We start from the raw sequence: 19809 nt of genomic DNA on the forward strand, positions 1-19809 counted from the left end.
ACAGAAAATTTCAGTAATTTTATCCTTGGAAATCATAAGCGGAAAGTTGGTTAAATATTTGAATTTCAGATACTTAAATATACCTAATTTTCCGCTATTTCTATTGTGAAAACCTTACTTTCTTACGTCGAATTCAGGTTATTACAACTTTTTTGAATCCATTTGCTAAAGACCAAGAACATTATTCCTCAAAGCAACTAGGCCGGTAACATGACAAAGGATAGGAATACGTCAAATTGAAGGCATATAAATTAGAACAGCCAAAGTTGATTGCCCAGCAAAAAATACGGCTCTATTGAATTTTAGGTATGCCAATTTGGTATAATTATTAATGGTTCCAGCCTGTTTATTGAAACAATGATCGAACACTATAATGCCACCAATATGCGCCAAAACAAATACTTGAATGCCACAAAGACCAACAATTATGTCACAAATGCTAAAAAAAGACCCGCCCGATAGATATCCAGGAGCTAACATTGTTGGACAAGATATAGCCTTGGGACCTTACCACTTTCTATATTGTTAGGTTAGTCCTCCTTTACCCAAGGCTTACTATAATAAATCGTTCTCAACCTGCAACCGACAGACTTTATTGTAAAGCGGTCCGGTCCCAGATTCGAGACCTTCTTTATTAGCTATTGGCCAGAAGGCCAGATCTGCATTTTCTAAAACTCGCGTTTCCAACCTGATATTTGGTTGGGATGTAATTCGAATTTTAAATGGTTAAATTACAACTTAACCTGCTGTCCTAAATTTGGGGAGTATTATACAAAAATAAAGTATACGAGGTTCTTGTTATTGATAAAAAATGAAGGCTACAAAAAATAGCTATTACGGATAGGATAATCTGCGGTATTACAATATAGGTTGCCATATAAATTGAGCCCGGACCGACTTGTCCGAAACCGTATACAGATTTGAAGTATTGGATCTCCAACGGCTATTCCAAGATTCTTTGCGACTTCTTCCAAAGCCCTCACTGCTCTAAATTCTTGCTCAGAACCCGTAATTTCTATGAGATATTCCTGACTTAAGGTCTTAAAGAAAGATCCTTCAACGAATTCTTCAGATTTAATTGGTTCTAAAGCATGCAATGAGTACCAATTGTTCTCGAGTACTACAGCGTTTTTATGTATATACCTAACTCTTTGAAAATAAACACATTCTGAATTTCTTTCTTCCTCTGTCAACGGAAATTCAATAATTGGATCCCATTGCGTAATTTTCGGTTCCTTGGTAACTACAGTCCTTACTTTGAAATCGGAAGATTCGTAAAATCCCTTTACCGTTAGAAGTCCCAAAAATTTACTGCGCTCCAAGACCTTGCTTCCCTTCCCGTGCTCCTTTACAATATAACCCTCCCGAATTAGCTCTTCAAGTGCTCGTCTTACTGTTGTTCTTGTCGTGTTGAATTGTTCACTGAAATCGTTTTCAGAGGGCAAATAACTTCCCAAAGGATATTTACCAGTTTGTATTCTCCTCTTTGTATACTCTAGTATTTGTTGGTATTTCTTAAACTTTTCCAATGATCGAAAACTTCCTGTTTAATAGGCAATATACATCAAATTACAGGCCCAAACAAAACCAAGGAACAATAATCCCGCCTTGAGGTTCGTAATTCAGTTTTAAAATATCAATAGATATTTACAAAGAACACTTCTAACTACTCCCAAGAGGAAACATTTAGTATTCTCCACAAATGGATAATTACAAAACTAACTTATAGATATAAGTTAGTTTTGTAATTATCCATTTCAATGTAATATTTCTATAAATGCCTAACTTTTTATAAAACAACGACTCAATAACCAATCCGGATACAATGGCTTAAAAATATATAATAAATTATACATTATCATAATAAAGTCCAATAAACTTTCTAATATCCTAACTTAACCAATGATTAAGTTAGGATATTAAAATATATTAGGTATTTCTTAAATTTTGTTTTAATTAACATTAGAATCAATTGACCATATTAAGCCTAGCTTATACAAGCTGTTAATTGTGGTATCATGTAATTTACCAAAAAAATAATCTTTTACTTGCCTATACAAGATGTTTGATTATGTTTGTGAAACTTTTGTTAAATAATTTTCTTATACAAAAGTGTTGAAATTTGACTAATACGATCAAATGGAAATCATTTAACCAACTAATCTTGAAAACTATGTTTAAATTATGGAAAAGGAATCTTCAGCCTCACAAAAAAAGAACGAAATGGAAAGCTATTATGTTAGTGACATTTTCCATATTAGCCATCAATTATCAATTAAAAGCTTCTGAAAATGATGTAGATTTATCCCAATTGACCGTAACGGGTAGCGTTACCGATGCTACGGGGACGCCACTACCGGGAGCTAGTATCGTGGAAAAGGGAACAGCGAACGGAACCCAGAGCGATTTCGATGGTAACTTTGCGATCGAGGCATCGGGTAATGCCACCCTGCTGATAAGCTACATAGGTTTCATGCCACAGGAAGTGGCCATCGGAGGTCGGAGCACTATCGACATAGTCCTAGAGGAGGATGCCAGCCAATTGGAAGAGGTAGTCTTGGTGGGCTATGGAACCCAGAGCAGGGCTTCGATCACCAATGCCATCTCCTCTGTCAGCAGCGAAGACTTGGTTGAGACCCCGGCGATCGGTGTTCAACAGGCACTCCAGGGCAGGGCGGCCGGGGTGCAGGTTGTCAACACGGGTACTCCAGGATCAGACCCACTGGTTACCATTAGGGGTCTGGGAACATTTGGGAATAATAGTCCTTTATATGTGGTAGATGGAGTGCCTACGGGAAGCTTGAACAATATCCCTGCGGAATCCATAGAATCCGTCGATGTCCTAAAAGATGCGTCAAGTGCGGCCATTTATGGTTCAAGGGGATCCAACGGAGTAATACTCATAAAGACCAAGGCCGGAAGACCCAGTGTGAAACCCGTGTTCCAATTCAGTACCTATGCCGGTCTGGCTACCAATCCAAAAACCTTGGACCTGCTCAATGCAGATCAATATAGGCAATATGCCTCCGAGGCCTATGACGCCGATCCCGTCGCCCCCGGAAACCAAGTTTATCCAGGATTGCAGCCAGGAAATTTCGATCCGGCGGTGAATACCGATTGGCAAGACGAGGTGTTTAGGACAGGCGTGGTGCAGAACTACAATGTTCAGGCTTCCGGGGGGTCCGAGACAGCGACCTATAGTGTAAACGCAGGCTACCTGAAACAAGAGGGTACTTTGATAGAAACCGATTTTCAACGGTATTCGTTGGGGCTGAACACAAATATCAAGCTTAGCGACAAAATCAAGGTCGGCCAAACATTCAACTTGGGAGTTTCAAGAAGACACCCAGGGGAGGCTATCTTTAGCTCTCTACTGAGGATAACGCCAACGATCCCTGTTTACGACGAAAGCACGAATTTCTATTCGGAAGTGACCACTTCCTTTGACGGTCAGGATGCGAATAACCCGGTGAGGTTATTAAGGAACAACGACAATCTAGATACTTCGACTAGTATCGTCGGCTCGCTCTTTGGATCTTATGAGATCGTAGAAGACCTTACCTATACATTGACCATCGGTCTTGACCATTCGTTCAACAATACCGACAACTTCAGTAGGTCTATACTTACGGGTTCCCGGCAACGCCTGAATGCGGAAACCGAAAAGGTAAGGCGTAAATCAATGGGTACCGTAATTACCAATACCCTAAATTATAACACCTCCATAAATAACCTGCACAATATTGATGTATTAGCCGGATATGAGCGGAACAAAGGAAACTATGAACAAGTCGATGCAATGACAAGGAACAGTTTGACCGATTTTGTCGAGAATCTGAATCCAGGAGATATTATCAATGTATCAAGTTTTACAAGCGAGAATAATCTACATTCCCTATTCGGAAGGGCCAGTTATGACTTTGACAAGAAGCTCCTCCTTTCGGGTACTATACGAGCCGATGGGTCATCACGATTTGGCCCTGAGAACCGATGGGGCTATTTCCCGTCTGTATCCGGAGGGGTGAACCTAGGAAAGATTTTCTTTGAGGACAACACTTCTATTTCCGACCTTAAACTACGAGGGAGCTGGGGTATTACCGGCAACAATAATATTGGGGACTATCTATATGACTTTGGCCTACAGACCAATTTCAATTATGTCTTTGACGGAAATCTGGTGAGTGGTACCAGACCATCCCGATTGGCCAATCCAGCCCTTAAGTGGGAAGAATTGACCTCCATAAACATCGGGGCAGATCTCGGTCTTTTCAACAATGCCTTTACCTTTTCGGCCGAATACTTTATCAACCAAAGCGATGGCCTTTTGGTCGATGTTCCGACGCCAAGGTCTTCGGGAGACACTAGGGGAACAATAACCCAGAACGTGGGTGGCACGGAAAGTAAAGGACTGGAATTCGTAATGGCCTTTAAAGATTATGAGGGTGATTTTACTTGGGGCGCCAACTTCAATGCTTTTGCCAATCTCAGTTCGGAAGTCACCTCCTTAGGGAACGTGGAAGCCATATTCAATGGCAGCTTCTATCAGCAAAACCATAACAGATTATTGGTTGGTGAATCCATGTTCCATTTCTTTGGATATAGGACGGACGGGATTTTCCAGAACCAGGCGGAAGTAGATGCCTATGCCACCCAAAATAATGCGGAGCCAGGAAACATACGTTATGTAGATGTAAATAACAATGGAGTCGTCAATGCCGATGATAGGGTGATCATAGGAAATCCAATACCGGATGTTACCTTGGGCCTTGATCTTAACTTTGCGTACAAGAACCTAGATGCCTCAATTTTCCTTAACGGGGTATATGGGAACGATACCTACGCCGGTTACAGATATACTACCGAACAGCAAGCACGATTGTTCAATATGAGCACCGTGGTGATGGACAGATGGTCGCCTACGAACCCATCGAATACGATTCCCAAGGCTACGCCCGGTTTTACGGGCAATGAGCTAGTATCAGACAGGTTTATTGAGGACGGGTCCTTCACTCGCCTTCGGAGCATAACTCTTGGCTATACAATTCCCGAAACGGCATTACAAGGCTTCTCGGACGGTGCCCTTAGCAGCTTACGATTCTACCTTAGCGGTCAGAACATCGCGACATGGACGAAATATTCTGGGTATGATCCAGAGATCGTACCTGGACAGTCCGGAGGAACAGTTACGGCAATCGGACTGGATCTTGGAAATTATGCCCCGCCACGGACAATATTGGCCGGATTACAAGTTAAATTTTAAAAAAAATTGAAATGAAGACAAAAAATATCATATTTACCCTATTTACGTTATTGATAAGTATCATTGGATGTAAGGAAGAAGAGTTGGACCTTCAAGATCCCAACGTGATAGTCCCCGATGTGTTTTTCCAAAATTCCGGAGAACTCCAATCGGCGGTCAACGCCGCCTACAGTTTTTTGCAGACTCAAGGGATGTACGGAAGGATCGGGTTTTTCCTTTATGACAACCTATCCCAGGAAAATTTGGGAACCGATGCCTTACAAGGAGGCCTAAAGGCGTTCATGGACTATACCTATGATCCATCCCTGGGCGAATTGCTTACCTTTTGGGAGGCCTGTTATCGGGGAGTGGCCAGTGCCAATTTTGTCATAGAGTCCATTGAAAGCGATTTGGTACAGAATGTATCACAGGACGAGATTGACCAAAGATTGGGCGAGGCCAAATTCTTAAGGGCCCTATATTACTTTAATCTTACTAATGTATGGGGCGGGGTACCCTTATTGACCGCTCCTGCCACTGATGCGAACGGCACCCCGAAAGCTACACAGGCGGAGGTTTACGCTCTTATTTTGGACGATCTTAATTTTGCTAAGGCCAATCTTCCCGCCAAGGGGGATACCCAAGATGGCAGGGCTACCAAGGGGGCCGCTCAAGCCTTAAAGGGCAAGGCACATCTTTTCCTTGAGCAATGGGAGGAAGCAAAGGCCGAGCTTGAGGCCATAGCGGGATATACCATTGTTGGTGTGGACCCACGCGATAACGGCAATATAGCTGGGGAGTTCAACCCGGAGTCGATCTTTGAGGTAAATTATGATGAGGCCATTGGAGGGGATCAATGGGGCGCTACCGGAAGCGGTGTACGTGAAACCACTTTCCGCGGTATAGAATATTCGCCCCTTAATTTTGCCAATATTGTGGTCAGACCCTCACTGCTTGACAAATACGAGGATGGGGACCCAAGGATAAAGGCCTATTTCTATTCTGCCGGTGATGAATTTGGCGGCCAGCGCTATCCAGAGGGATCTGACCTGCCCATTAATGGCCCGGTCGCATTTGGTCCTTCAGATGGCAGTGGTACCGTGCCATTGGTCTTTACTTTCTCAGACCCTAGATGGCGCAAATATCAAAATTTGGATACGCGCCTAAGTGATGGATTTGAATATAGTGGTATTAATTTTAGGGTGCTACGTTATGCCGACGTACTCTTGATGTGGGCCGAGGCAGAAAATGAATTGGGCAATACGGAGCCGGCCATTACCTTATTGAACCGGGTCCGGGATCGTGTAGGTATGCCGAACTACGGAACCGCCGAGATGGACAGTCGCGGATACCCAGTAGGTTCACAGGCCCAAGTATTCGATGCCATAGTGCATGAGCGTACCGTTGAGCTTGCGGGAGAACAGATTCGCTACATGGATTTAAAAAGATGGGGAATGCTTGCCGAGGAGATTATCGGTTTCCAAACCGGAAAACATGAATGGATGCCGATTCCTCAAGCGGAGATCGATGGCAATCCACTAATGACCAATGCGGATCAAAATCCGGGATATTAAGAAAATTATTAGTTAGTTTGAGTTAGTTATTATTGGCGAAACCTAAATTTTGGTTTCGCCAATTTTAATTAAATTTGGGCACCGATTTTCAAGTTAACGACATGCCAGGATAATTTAGTGCAATTGGTTTTCAACCTAAGAAATTTTGAATTTGCAATGTATATATGTAAAATAACAAATAATGTGGTCACCATGGCCTTAGTCTTATTTATTTTCGGGGCATGTACTACAAGCCACGAAAGCTCCCAGTCAAAAATCAAACAATTCAAACAACTCACCCACGAGGAAACCGGTCTGGATTTTGTCAATAAACTAACCGAGAACGATTCGCTCAATTATTTAAGTTACGGTTATATATACATGGGAGGGGGAGTTTCTGCAGGGGACGTGAACAATGATGGTCTTGTAGATCTGTTTTTTACCGGCAACATGGTACCCAATAAATTGTATTTGAACAAAGGAAATCTAAAGTTTGAGGATATTTCTGAGAAAGCCGGTGTTTCAGGTGATTCCCGTTGGTATACGGGCGTAACCACGGCCGATGTGAATAATGACGGTTTTTTGGATATCTATTGTTCGGTTGGCGGTAAATTCGGTCCTAAAGACAATCAACTTTACATTAATAACGGAGATAATACCTTTACCGATAGAGCGGCTGAATATGGTTTAGCCGATATTGGAAACAGTGTTCAGGCTACTTTTTTTGATTATGATCTGGACGGAGACCTAGATCTATACGTGGCCAATTACCCCCCAACGCCTTTTACGGCACCCAATCACTATTATCTTACCAAAAAAAGACAGGTAAAGGATCATGAAACGGACCATCTGTACCGTAACGACGGTAATATCTTTACCAATGTCACAGATGATGCCGGCATACGTTCCTTTGGGCTATCGCTGAGCGCCACCGTAGGTGACGTTAATCAGGACGGATGGCCGGATATTTATATATCGAACGATTTTAGTACTCCCGACCTTTTTTATATCAATAACCAAGACGGCACTTTCTCCGAACATAATAAAGAAATGACCAAAAACACTTCATTCTACGGTATGGGTGTAGATATTGCGGATTTCAATAACGACCAATTGCTCGACATACTTCAAATGGATATGACCGCCAAAGACAACCGCAGGGCAAAGGCGAATATGTCCAGTATGAATCCAGACCTTTTTTGGAGTACCGTAAATTCCGGTTTTCATTACCAATATATGCAAAACAGTCTACAGATGAACAATGGTACGTTGAACGGTTCTCTGCCGGATTTTAGCAACATTTCGAGAATGGCCGGGGTATCATCAACAGACTGGAGCTGGGGGCCGTTAATGGCCGATTTGGACAATGATGGGTGGAAGGATATTTTCATCTCCAACGGAACAAGAAGGGAAATCAACAATAAGGACTATTTTACGGAAATGCACAAAACAGAAAATACTCCGGACAACCTCTTGGAGCGCAGTCTTGGCATTCCATCCGAAAAAATAGATAATTTTGTTTTCCGAAATAACGGCGATCTAACTTTTGAGGAGGTGAACCAAAAATGGGGCTTAACCTATAAAGGATTTTCAAACGGCGGGGTTTACGCCGATCTTGATAACGATGGGGATTTAGAAATTGTAACCAATAATATAGATGATTACCCCACTTTATTTGAAAACACGAATGCCCTAAAAAACAACTTTCTTACATTAAAGTTCAATGGTGCTGATAAAAATAGAATGGGACTGGGGGTCAAAGTTGTACTTACTGCAAATGGCACTACCCAATTCCAAGAAATGACTTTGACCAGGGGATTCCAATCTTCAGTAGCTCCAAGTTTACACTTTGGCGTGGGCGGTACGGAAAAGATCGATACTTTAAGGATAACATGGCCGAATGGCAAAGTCCAACTGTTGAAAAATGTGCCCGCCGGTCAAAACCTTACGGTGAGCCTTAAAGATGCTGTTGCGCCAATAAGCCCCTCCCCACTTACTACCAGTTACTCCCCATTGCTTTTCAAAACAATTTCCGACAGTACAATTGTTCCAAAATATAGCCATCAGGAAAACGTGTTCAATGATTTTCAACGAGAAATTTTGTTGCCGCACAAGATGTCCAACTTGGGTCCTGCCCTAGCGGTTGGGGACTTGAATAATGATGGCTTGGACGACCTTGTACTTGGAGGTGCCATAGGTAGAAAAACAGGTGTATTTTTTCAAACCGATACGGGTTTTCAAATACAGGAAATCGCTGCCATATCCCAAGATAGTGAATTTGAAGATGTAGGGAGTTCTATTTTTGATGCAGATCAAGATGGGGACAATGATATTTATATAGTTAGCGGAGGCAATGAAATGACGTCAACTTCTCCCTTTCTCCAAGACAGATTGTACATTAACGATGGAGACGGGAATTTTAAAAAAGATAGCAAGGCCCTGCCAGAAATGTTGACGAGCGGATTAAGGGTACATCCATTTGATTATGATAAAGATGGTGACCTTGATTTGTTCTTAGGGGGGCGGCAGGTTCCCGGGTCCTACCCCTCAGCACCACGGAGCTATCTCTTGGAAAATGTGGGCAATCCTGGAAATCCGAAATTTGAGGATGTTACTTCAAAGATAGCACCTTTCTTAAAGGCAATAGGAATGGTAACAGATGTCACTTGGACCGATTTTGATAATGACGGTTGGACGGATTTGATCTTGGTCGGTGAGTGGATGCCCATAACAATTCTTAAAAACAACCAGGGAGAGTTCGAAAATTTGACTAAAAAGCTTAATTTGGAAGATACTACTGGCTGGTGGTTTAGTATTGAACCTGCTGATTTTGACAAGGATGGTGATATGGATTTCTTTGTTGGCAATCTTGGCTTAAACTACAAATACAAGGCCAATCCTACCGAAACATTTGATATTTATTACAACGATTTTGACAAGAACAATAGTAGGGACATTGTCTTAAGCTACTTTAACAAGGGTGAAAAATACCCCCTTCGTGGCAGGGAATGCAGTTCTCAACAAATGCCAGGTATTAAAAGAAAATTTAAGGACTATGCTTCGTTTTCCACTGCAACCCTTGAAGATGTATATTCGAAACAACAACTTGAGGAATCGTTGCATTATCAGGTCAAGTCTTTTGCAAGCGTTTATATGGAAAATAAAAATGGTAAATTCATTTTGCACAAATTACCCAATATAGCCCAACTTTCAAGTATAAACCAGATATTGATTAATGATTATGATGGAGACTCCAATCTAGACGCAATTATAGCGGGGAACCTATTTGGTTCAGAAGTGGAAACACCTAGAAACGATGCCAGTAACGGACTTTTGCTTAAAGGGGACGGCAAAGGTGGATTTAACCCTGTACCAAGTCGACAAAGTGGTTTATTCATAAACGGGGATGTCAAGGATATGGCAACAGCCGTAATCAAAGGAACCAAGTACATAATTGTTGCCAAAAACAGTGATACTGTTCAGTTCGTGAAATTGACCAGAACAGAAAATGGATTTTAAGAAATCTATAGGTATTTCTTAAAACATTTTGGATTAAAAGGGTTTATAACTTTGCTAGTTACCCCTAATAGTTTTTACATGAGGCCCATACAATATTTAGTCGATTATTTTCAAGCGTACAGATTTCAAAAATACTAAGCATCACCCTAAGATTCGTTATACATTTTTTAATTCTGACATTTTGCCAGATTTTACATTCCCAGAATACGGTTAGCATTGAAAACCTAAGCTCTTTTCGAGGAACAACCCAAAACTGAACGATATTCAGCGATGTGCATATTAGCCGGAATTTGAATAACGAAATTAATAAGAATCCTGTTGTCGATAAAAAGCGCAGAGATAAAAGCCGTAGAAAGATAAAAGTGTGGACAATATATGGGACAGGTATTACATATTTCGGAAAAGAGCCCACCGACGATTCTGACCTGGTAACAAATATTGAATACAGGGATATTCTCTTAAAGGTGAATCTCGTGATTAGTAGTAACATACGTTCTGGAATCTACTTGAAGTGAGATTACAATAAGGTGGATAAAACCAATGCAATAACCTACAAGGCTTTGTGTCAAAAATGGAAGAAGCAATTGAATTATAGTGGCAAATAAAAGCCCAAGGCACAATTGGCCAATGTAAACCTTAAATGGCAATAAATACATAATCCGGAATCCCAATCCCGTGTGCTAGGTATCCGCTCCTTGGATATTGTAAAATTGCGGTTGGGTTCCACTAGTAAAAGTGCGTTCTTTTTAATTGTCCGCGGGATTCCCATTTCTGAACAAATTCCATATGACCATACTTGGCTAACCCAATTGCGGAATCGGAAAAGTATATATATATACTTCATAGGTTCCCTGTGAACCACCAAAAAATTATTGTTCTCCAAATTCGCACCTCCGGGTAATGGAACGCCATTCACCAATTCCTCATATCGGATCGTATACCTATGGCGGCGACAACAATTCCTGCCAAAGCTACCAAAAGTCCCTGCCAGCGCCTCACCTCCTATTCTCAGGTTGGAAATTTGTCTGAGACATTCCAAATTGTAATCTTTTCCATCATGTTTGGTGATGATTTTTAGGCATGCCGGACCACAATCCAATTGATAAGGCTGACGGTAAATCGGATAAAGGTTGGTCCCGAACTTCATCTGCACTCCAATTACAATATCTCAAAATAACCCAATAATCCGGTTGAACCTTTAGACTTCGAAAATGATTTATATATGGAGACCGATTAGTCTTGAAAAAATTCTACGGGTCCAAATCGCAACAACCATTTATTGTACTTAAAAACCTATACAATTCCTGTATAAAACTCTTATGGGAATAGTTGATTGGGAGAACTAGTTTAACGAATTTAATTTATGAAAATGTATGGTTCCAATTAGAAAAAGGACACGAACTACTAACAATTCCATAATCTTTAATTCATCGGAAAAATCTACAATAAGATACAATAAATATGGGAATTAGCACAAATAAATACTGTTCAAAAATCTGATCAATGCTTAAAATGCCTGGGTTAATAAAATTAGAATCCATCAGTTGGAAACATCTCGGTAGTCCTAATACTCGACTAAGAACTACAAATGAACCCAAATTATCTCATCTGGGTTTAAATTATATTAAAAGTAAAAATGAGCGTTATTGGCGATTCCAAAGCAAATAAAAAAGGCCTCCAAACTCTTGAAGACCTTTGTTTAATTTGCGGTCCGGACTGGGCTCAAAAACTCACCCCCTAGGGTGAAAGTTTATTAAAGTGAGTATTATTATTTCTTCACTTTTACTTATAATATCTGAAGGTCAATGGCCAAGGTAAGTTTGACAATCGACACAGATAATAAGCTATGCCTAGGCCATAATTCTTTGCGTACAACAGAAATTTATTTGAAAAGTTTTACCAACCATGTTTTGGAAAAGGCCAATGAGCTCGTTGTTTCTTGGTAAATTACCAATTTAAGAATACCGAATGAACATTCCTATATAGGTCAAGAACCATGTCTTGTGACTAATACTAAAATCACTTAGCATGTTCAATATTAAGTTTCTTTTCTGATGAACAGATATTAACTTCTCTCATACTATTTCCTGCATGATCTAAATGGCTTTGTAATGCTTTCTTGGCCCTTGTGAAATCTGCGTCCAGAATTGCCTCCAACACATCAATATGCTGACCCAGTACCTTTTTGATTTTAATTGAATCGTATTTGATTTGACCGATATGGTAGCTGATAAGGATAAAAAGAGATCGATAGGATTTAATAATAAATTCGTTTTGACATCTATTTACCAAAGTATAATGGAATTGTTCTTCTAGATTGAAAAAATCATCTACATCTATCCTTTTTACTTGTATTAACTTTTTATGATTTTGAAGCAAAAGCTGAAAGGCTTTTAGTTTTTCAACTTCTAAAGGATTATTTTTAAAGCAATCCATCGCATACATCTCAAGAATAAATCTGAATTCGACAAGTTGGCTGATTTTAGACTGGGTTAAAGCTACAACTTCCCATTTTTGACCTGATCTTTTAGTTATTAGTCCTGTTTGACTTATTCCAATTAGAGCTTCCCTAATGGATATAGTATTCATATTGAATTCCCTTGCGAGCTCGAGTTCGGAAAAACGATTGCTAGGTTTAAGGTCATATTTGTACAACTTTTTAAGTATTGCGCGTTCAGCTTGATCTGATTTTGAATTCTTCACTTCTTCCTTTGAAAAATAGTCGCCCTTTTCAGGCAATCGCAATAAAATTTTATTAGAACCATCTTTTACTGCAATCGTTTTTTTGTACATGATTTCCATAATCTTTCTTATGGTCGATCTACTAACGGCGTATTTCTTAGCAAGTTCAGATTCAGTCGATATGCCTCGCGGAATATTTTTATCCTTCAATATATCATCGAGTAGTTTGTTGTAAACCTCTAAAATTAATTTGCTATAGTTCATTTTGCAAAGATAACACTATAAATATTAAAATTATATGTTTTATTATCAGCTAAAAATATTTAGGTTTTATTATTTATAATAAAAACACTATGTTTGTTAACGAACTGAACAATCCTATCGTGAATTAATTTGAGAACTCAAATATTTTTACCAATAATCGAAGTTGAGCATTGGAAGAATAATTGACAATTTTACATAAAGCTGACATACTCCTTTTTGAAACAATAACACTTTTACGGGCGATATATCAGAGATAAGATTGGACGGGTCAGGGGTTATAGTTGATGACTAACAATTAACAAACAGTAATTTTGAGGTAATCTCCAAATCCAATAATATTTAATCTAAAAAAAGGACTTTTGAAAAGATTTGAAAATCAAGTAGCAATAATTGTAGGAGGTGCACGTGGTATCGGAAAAGCAATAGCGGAACGCTTGGTCCATGAAGGTGCCCAAGTATCAGTTTTTGATGTGCTCAAAAAGGACTTGGCTGAATTGACCAAACAAAACACATCAATAACGACGCATATTGTAGATATTACAGATGAAAAGAATCTTCAAGATAAAATTCAAAATGTAATAAAACTTTATGGCCGCTTAGATATAATGGTTAACAGTGCCGGAATTGTAGGGCCCACCAATACAAAAATCCAGGAATACTTGTTAGAAGACTTTCAAAAAGTGTTAGACATAAATCTGAATGGTGCTTTCAATATTACCAAGGCCGTCTTGCCACAGATGTCGAAACAAGGATACGGTAGAATTCTACATGTAGCATCCATCGGCGGGAAAGAAGGAAATCCTGGTATGGCGGGTTATGTTGCAAGCAAAGCTGGTCTTATTGGATTAATAAAGGGTGTGGGCAAAGAATATGCCAATACCGGAATTACCGTGAACGGAATTGCACCGGCCGTAATCGCAACCGAGATGAACAATAACACGGAACCAGAAACACTAAAATATATGACCGCCAAAATACCAATGGGGAGATTAGGTACTGTAGAAGAAGTTGCTGCCCTGGTCTGTTGGATTGTATCTGCAGAAGCAACGTTCAATACTGGATTTATTTTTGATCTTTCAGGGGGTCGCGCGACGTATTGAGTAATTATTAAGAAAGATAGTTCATTCAAAAAAATGAGTAATGGTACAAATTGATTTAAGCAATAAAAAATATTTGATAACCGGAGGGGCCGGCACAGGAGTGGGTTCGGGTGTCTGTGAGGCCATAGCTGCATGTGGTGGTCAAATTCTTATAAATGATATTGATGCTAAAAAAGCCGAAGCCTCGGCTAAGAAATATCCAAACGCCATTTCTATTCCAGGGGATATCAGCAACCCGGAAGAAGTAGAACGCATTTTCTCCATAATCAAAAAAGAACATGGTATTATCCATGGCCTGATCAACAATGCAGGTGTAGGTTTCCGCAAAAAGGCACATCTATACACAACAACGGAATTCGATCATCTTTATAATATTGATGTAAAGGGGTTATGGATGATGTCTAGGGCTTTCGTAAATCAATTAATAGACGAAAATCAAATCGGACACATTGTCAACATATCTTCCGTACATGCAAGAGAAACTCTTTCCAAATATGCCATTTATGCTAGTGCAAAAGCCGCCGTGGAGGGACTTACACGTGGGATGTCAATAGAACTTGGCGAAATGGGAATACGGTGTAATGCAATTGCTCCGGGTTATATCGATTCCGAACAAAATATGGAGGCCGCAGCCGCATGGACGAATGACCCTGAAACCTGGTTCAAAAATCAAAAAAACGAATACCAAAGCCTAAGGCACACAATAACATCCCGTGATTGTGGAAATGCTGTTGTATTTCTTTTATCGGATCTTTCAAGGTCTATTACCGGTCAAACCATAATCATTGATGCTGGTTTCACCAACCTTTTACATTCAAATAGTTTTATTACGGATAAAATATGACATGAAAATAAAACGCCTCAATCTATATGAAGTAAAGGTACCCACACATCCTGGAACGATGGAAGGCCGGGGAATGGACAAACCGCTGCATAAGCTTCCGATCGGAGCTAAAGCCAAATGGAGCGTGCAATTTGATCAAATTTTCAAGATAATTGTACAGTTAGATTTGGGTAATGGTATTATAGGCTGGGCCGAATTATATCGTAACCATGTTTTGAATCGTGTCGAGGCCATCTGCAATATCTTAATAAGAATTGATATTGAATTTTTGGTTCTGCAGGTAGTTTTACCATATATACTTCATGGGCAACGAATTAAAGATAGTATTCAGGCAATTCAGCAGAAATCAATAGTTGGGTTTAATTTCAATTGTGGTCCGGCAAATTTTCAACGTCTGGATCATATAGCTACAGCTGCAGAACTTCCGTGCTGGCATGGATCGGAAATCGACCCGTGTATTCTAGAGGCGATGTACGTCCGTTCGGCCGCCGCTGCAGAATCTTGTATTTGGCCTAGTGATATTTTTGGAAGATCAATCCGTGAACACGATCTTTTAATATCACCACTTAAATCTGAACCACCATACGTAGAACTCCCTATTGGCAAAGGATTGGTGTCCAGCCTGATGTGAATGCAATCAATCATTATCAAATAAGTAATAAAGAATATTAACTATGAAAAAAAACCCATTCCCCCACAATGACCAAGATAGAAGATATCTATGGGAAATGCTCGTTAACAGGGATATAATAGCTTTTATTTCCCAAGATTGGGATATGGTTAAAGAGGATTTTATTCAAGAAGGATTCATAGGCGTTGATGCCGGAAAACAAAATAATGTAGATAAATGGGAACTTAAATACCCAAACCTAGAAGCATACAAAAACGAATGGCTTACACAAGCCAAGGATTTTTCAAAAATAGATCTGTTGGAAGATAAGGAAGTTGCCTTTCATAAGGTAATCTCAATGGAAAATATTGAAATTAACGGTAATGTTGCCCTTTTGCATAAAAAGTTCACTGGTTCTATGAAAAGAAAGGATGGAGGTGAACTGCCTACTGATTGGCAAACTTTGTATAGGTGCAGAAAGATTAATGATATATGGAAAATAGCAGGTTTTACTGGTTATATTCCTTTGATCTAACGTAAAGAAAATCAGTAATAAAGTATTTAGCGTATGATTTGGGATGAATTCACCTGTTTGGAAATTGCCAAAGTTGATAAAAAAACTCCGGTAGTGTTGGTAATGGCCGCTAACGAACAGCACGGCCCACATCTCCCATTTGCAACAGACCGCCTAATTGGGGAACATTTTGTCATTTCCTTGAATAAAAGCATCCCAGATAAAGTACTTGTCTTACCTCATATAGCCGTTGGATGTTCAGAGCATCACATTGGTTTTCTTGGTTCGCTGACTAGAAGTCATAATACATTTATTAACCAAGTTAAAGATATAGTTTCATCGATTTTAAAACACGGATTTACCAATACGATTCTTTTAAACAACCATGGCGAAAATCAAGACGTTTGGCAGGTCTTGGTAGAGAAGTTGGGTTCAACCTATAAAAATCTAAACATTGTACTTGCAACTAGGTGGAAATTTGGAGGAAATGATTTGACTGCTTTAAATGAAATTGGTCCAATGAATACGGTACATGCAGGTGAATTTGAAGAATCTTTAATTATGTTGATAGCTCCTGAACTTGTACGCATGGATAAACTTGAAAAAGGTAAGTTTGTAAATGTATATAAATAAGCAAAAGGGACATGTTGAACCCGTCTAAAGTATTCAACTATCGTTCTTTGCAGTAATTGACTTCCAATGGAATTTATGGCAATCCTAATTTGCCTCAAAAGACAAGGGCATAAAAATTATGGGACTGGTATTGAAAGGATTGCAAAAAATAGTTTACGCTTTGATAGATTAATAGCATGTTGACTATTGGCATTATTGTACCTAGAAGGGCTAGTTGTCATAATTATTAAATTTTATAGCCTATTTAATTTATACGGACATCTAATAAAACTAATTTAAAGAGAATAATGGATAAAAAAAATTGCACATCCTCAACGGAAAATAAATTTCAACTCTGGCTCATAGACTGACGCATTAGCCTATAATGGCATGCTTTTTTTAAGCGGACAAGCCGCCGTGGATTTCGATTCAAGCTAATTTGTTCATGGAAGTATTGAAGAAGAAACAAAAAGAACTTTGGATAATATCAAAGCAATTGTGGTAGTAGCTAGAGGCACAATGGAAGATGCACATAAGAGTACTGTCCAGTTAACAGATATTGCACATTTTGAAAAATTCGATGCCGTTTATGCTACATATTTCACTGATATAAAACCGGCTCGCGATATGGTTGGGTCTATACTTGGGAAAAATATAAGGGTTGAAATAAATATTATTTTCGAATTATCAAATTCCTAGCGTCTTCCAATTTCGTACCAACTCGCTCCCGTTAGGTGTTTAAATGGAATTTAGATTGTGCTTTATATTCCGAAAAACAACTAAGATGATAGACGTAATTAATTTATTCGGCACGTAAACAATTCCTAAATGTTTAGGCCAAATGGGGCTTTGCACTAAATTTATAAAATATTCTAATTTAAATTGATATGGCTATTAAAAAAGAATCTTACCTATATCCACTATCCATAATTGGAGTGTTATTTTTTGTTTTTGGATTTCTTACATGGGTAAATGGTGTGCTCATTCCATACTTCAAAATTTGCATGGAACTGAGTAACTTTCAGGCAACTTTAGTCGCCTTCTGTTCCTATTTCGCCTATTTTGTAATGGCATTGCCTTCCGCTTACGTTTTAAAATTAATCGGTTACCGTAGGGGAATGGTTTTGGGTATTTGCGTAATGGCAATTGGCACTTTGCTCTTTATACCGGCCGCCTATTCTAGGTTATATCCTCTGTTTCTAGGGGGGTTGTTCATAACCGCAACGGGACTTGCCTTGGTTCAAACTGCCGCAAATCCCTACATCGCAATTATGGGTCCTATCGAAAGCACAGCACAACGCATAGGTTATATGGGTATAGCGAACAAAGGAGCCGGTATCGTTTGCCTATTTATATTGGGTAATATTTTTTTGGCCGATGTTGATAGTCTTACCCAAAGTATCAAAGGTTTGAGCGAAATCGAAAAATCTGTAGCGCTAGATGCCTATGCCCTAAAAATAGTGAACCCATATATTATCATTTCCCTAGTACTTTTTGGGGTGGCCGCTTTAGTCCATTTCTCCAATTTGCCCGAGACCGATCAAAAAGTTGATACAAAGGATATAAGCAGAAAAATACGAAAAGACCGTAAAAGTATTTTTGAATATCCATATCTAATATTGGGGGTAATTGCCCTATTCGTTGCAGGTGCCTGTGAGACCGTCCCTATTGACGGTATCATCATTTATAGCCAAGCTTTGGGTATTTCAATGGATACGGCAAGACATTTCAGTACCTATACACTTTTTGTTATGTTATTCGGTTATTTGATTGTTTCAATTTTGGTGCCCAAGTACGTTTCACAACAGAGGGTACTACTTTTTGCTGCAATATGGGGTCTTATTTTTACCATGGGGACGTACTTGACTTCGGGAATATATAGTGTGTATTGTATGCTTTTCCTTGGTTTTAGTGCTTCTATGCTCTGGGGTACAATATGGGGACTGTCGCTACGGAGTTTGGGAAACCATACCCAGAGGGCCTCGGCTTTTATGATAATGTCATTGATTGGTGGCGGTATTGTTACTGTCGTTTTTGGAGACTTATTGGACAACTATGCAGCGTACCCACAAGTTTCCGTTCTTATACTGATGCCTTGTTATCTATTTATACTCTACTATTCCCTAATGGGCCATCGCACGGAGAATTGGAAGATATTCACCAACTGATATAGTTCTAAAATACCAAAATTCAGCTTTGACCTATAACAAAAATTCATATGAATATCTATGATTTAGACATATTCGGGAGTAGGCTGATTTTTATTCCAACTAGGATAGAACGAATTGAAGGGCGTATAACACCTTCGCAAACACGATATCGCTCAATTATAGGTCGATCCTGAACTATTTTATAAACAGGAGTACAAATTCATCGGCGGAATCATTCAATGCAAAAATAAAAGCCTTTAGGGCTCAATTCAGAGGAGTCAAAAATGTAGAATTCTTCCTTTATAGATTAACTACAAAATTTGCATAAACACAACAATTGTTCGGATCAAGCACAGATGGGACGCCATAGACCTGGAGAACGAACAGATAAAACGGGCAAGGGCAAAGAACGGGACATTCGTCCCAAAAGAATTCAGCAATGGGGACACCAGAAAATAACTCTTGGCCAGAAGTAGGTACCTCCTTTATAAATCACCCAACAATTGGACGCAAAACCAATCCGAAAGAAGTAAAATATTGTTCTCGCAATATCCGGATATAAAGCTCGCCTTCGACCTGGTACAGGGGCTCAGAAACATATTCAATACGGCAACCTCTATACAAACGGCATATACCAAGCTGGCACATTGGTACAAGGACGTGGAAAACACAGGCTTCAGGGCCTTCAATACCATTGCCAACACAATATCCCTCAACTATAG

The 19809-nt window shown here is 39.5% G+C and carries 14 protein-coding genes and 1 pseudogene; 12 read left to right on the forward strand and 3 right to left on the reverse strand.

The window, feature by feature from the left end:
* Window positions 1-818: 818 nt before the first annotated feature.
* A complete protein-coding gene (locus tag MWU78_RS21545) occupies window positions 819-1529 on the reverse strand; it encodes a GntR family transcriptional regulator (RefSeq protein ID WP_281503890.1) in 711 nt (236 codons plus the stop codon).
* 707 nt (window positions 1530-2236) lie between these two features.
* Between MWU78_RS21545 and MWU78_RS21550 the strand changes: the two genes are divergently transcribed.
* From MWU78_RS21550 to MWU78_RS21560, 3 genes are all read left to right on the forward strand, one after another.
* A complete protein-coding gene (locus MWU78_RS21550) occupies window positions 2237-5260 on the forward strand; it encodes a TonB-dependent receptor (RefSeq protein WP_247001758.1) in 3024 nt (1007 codons plus the stop codon).
* An 11-nt stretch (window positions 5261-5271) separates the two neighbouring features.
* Window positions 5272-6813 carry a RagB/SusD family nutrient uptake outer membrane protein gene (locus MWU78_RS21555; protein ID WP_247001760.1) on the forward strand — a complete coding sequence of 514 codons (1542 nt, stop codon included), beginning with the start codon at window positions 5272-5274 and terminating at the stop codon, window positions 6811-6813.
* A 192-nt stretch (window positions 6814-7005) separates the two neighbouring features.
* Window positions 7006-10311: an FG-GAP-like repeat-containing protein gene (locus MWU78_RS21560; RefSeq protein ID WP_247001762.1), complete on the forward strand. Its 3306-nt coding sequence runs from the start codon at window positions 7006-7008 to the stop codon at window positions 10309-10311.
* Between the two features lie 589 nt (window positions 10312-10900).
* On the opposite strand, the gene MWU78_RS21565 is transcribed toward MWU78_RS21560, so the two are convergent.
* Entirely contained in the window at window positions 10901-11458 is a 558-nt protein-coding gene (locus tag MWU78_RS21565; RefSeq protein WP_247001764.1) for a cysteine peptidase family C39 domain-containing protein, read from the reverse strand.
* Between the two features lie 872 nt (window positions 11459-12330).
* Entirely contained in the window at window positions 12331-13257 is a 927-nt protein-coding gene (locus tag MWU78_RS21570; RefSeq protein WP_247001766.1) for a GntR family transcriptional regulator, read from the reverse strand.
* Window positions 13258-13616: 359 nt separating this feature from the next.
* On the opposite strand from MWU78_RS21570, the gene MWU78_RS21575 reads away from it, so the two are divergent.
* The 9 genes and pseudogenes from MWU78_RS21575 to MWU78_RS21615 form a co-directional block, all read left to right on the forward strand.
* Window positions 13617-14357, forward strand: coding sequence for an SDR family NAD(P)-dependent oxidoreductase (locus MWU78_RS21575; RefSeq protein ID WP_247001768.1), 741 nt, complete (start codon window positions 13617-13619; stop codon window positions 14355-14357).
* A gap of 40 nt (window positions 14358-14397) precedes the next feature.
* Window positions 14398-15201, forward strand: a complete 804-nt coding sequence (locus MWU78_RS21580; RefSeq protein WP_247001770.1) for an SDR family oxidoreductase — start codon at window positions 14398-14400, stop codon at window positions 15199-15201.
* 1 nt (window position 15202) lies between these two features.
* A complete protein-coding gene (locus MWU78_RS21585; protein WP_247001772.1) occupies window positions 15203-15832 on the forward strand; it encodes a hypothetical protein in 630 nt (209 codons plus the stop codon).
* A 43-nt stretch (window positions 15833-15875) separates the two neighbouring features.
* On the forward strand, window positions 15876-16346 hold the full coding sequence (locus MWU78_RS21590; protein ID WP_247001774.1) for a hypothetical protein: 471 nt from the start codon (window positions 15876-15878) through the stop codon (window positions 16344-16346).
* A 33-nt stretch (window positions 16347-16379) separates the two neighbouring features.
* Window positions 16380-16958: a creatininase family protein gene (locus MWU78_RS21595; protein WP_247001776.1), complete on the forward strand. Its 579-nt coding sequence runs from the start codon at window positions 16380-16382 to the stop codon at window positions 16956-16958.
* Window positions 16959-17390: 432 nt separating this feature from the next.
* Window positions 17391-17636 carry a Rid family hydrolase gene (locus tag MWU78_RS21600; protein WP_348647131.1) on the forward strand — a complete coding sequence of 82 codons (246 nt, stop codon included), beginning with the start codon at window positions 17391-17393 and terminating at the stop codon, window positions 17634-17636.
* A 188-nt stretch (window positions 17637-17824) separates the two neighbouring features.
* The gene (locus MWU78_RS21605) at window positions 17825-19105 is read left to right on the forward strand and encodes a sugar MFS transporter (protein ID WP_247001780.1); all 1281 of its coding nucleotides are present in this window, start codon (window positions 17825-17827) and stop codon (window positions 19103-19105) included.
* Window positions 19106-19244: 139 nt separating this feature from the next.
* Window positions 19245-19415, forward strand: a pseudogene (locus MWU78_RS21610) (transposase); the annotation flags it as partial.
* Window positions 19416-19549: 134 nt separating this feature from the next.
* Window positions 19550-19809: transposase (locus tag MWU78_RS21615; RefSeq protein WP_247001782.1), on the forward strand; the 260-nt coding region annotated here is incomplete at its 3' end.

This window comes from Arenibacter sp. F26102, from assembly GCF_023015865.1.
Lineage (GTDB): Bacteria > Bacteroidota > Bacteroidia > Flavobacteriales > Flavobacteriaceae > Arenibacter.

What these genes read in the sequence shown, in the direction of transcription:
- MWU78_RS21550 (WP_247001758.1), top strand. Translation starts at nt 2,237, where the DNA reads ATGTTAGTGACATTTTCCATATTAGCCATCAATTATCAATTAAAAGCT.
- MWU78_RS21555 (WP_247001760.1), top strand. Translation starts at nt 5,272, where the DNA reads ATGAAGACAAAAAATATCATATTTACCCTATTTACGTTATTGATAAGT.
- MWU78_RS21560 (WP_247001762.1), top strand. Translation starts at nt 7,006, where the DNA reads ATGGCCTTAGTCTTATTTATTTTCGGGGCATGTACTACAAGCCACGAA.
- MWU78_RS21565 (WP_247001764.1), bottom strand. Translation starts at nt 11,458, where the DNA reads ATGAAGTTCGGGACCAACCTTTATCCGATTTACCGTCAGCCTTATCAA.
- MWU78_RS21570 (WP_247001766.1), bottom strand. Translation starts at nt 13,257, where the DNA reads ATGAACTATAGCAAATTAATTTTAGAGGTTTACAACAAACTACTCGAT.
- MWU78_RS21580 (WP_247001770.1), top strand. Translation starts at nt 14,398, where the DNA reads ATGGTACAAATTGATTTAAGCAATAAAAAATATTTGATAACCGGAGGG.
- MWU78_RS21585 (WP_247001772.1), top strand. Translation starts at nt 15,203, where the DNA reads ATGAAAATAAAACGCCTCAATCTATATGAAGTAAAGGTACCCACACAT.
- MWU78_RS21590 (WP_247001774.1), top strand. Translation starts at nt 15,876, where the DNA reads ATGAAAAAAAACCCATTCCCCCACAATGACCAAGATAGAAGATATCTA.
- MWU78_RS21595 (WP_247001776.1), top strand. Translation starts at nt 16,380, where the DNA reads ATGATTTGGGATGAATTCACCTGTTTGGAAATTGCCAAAGTTGATAAA.
- MWU78_RS21605 (WP_247001780.1), top strand. Translation starts at nt 17,825, where the DNA reads ATGGCTATTAAAAAAGAATCTTACCTATATCCACTATCCATAATTGGA.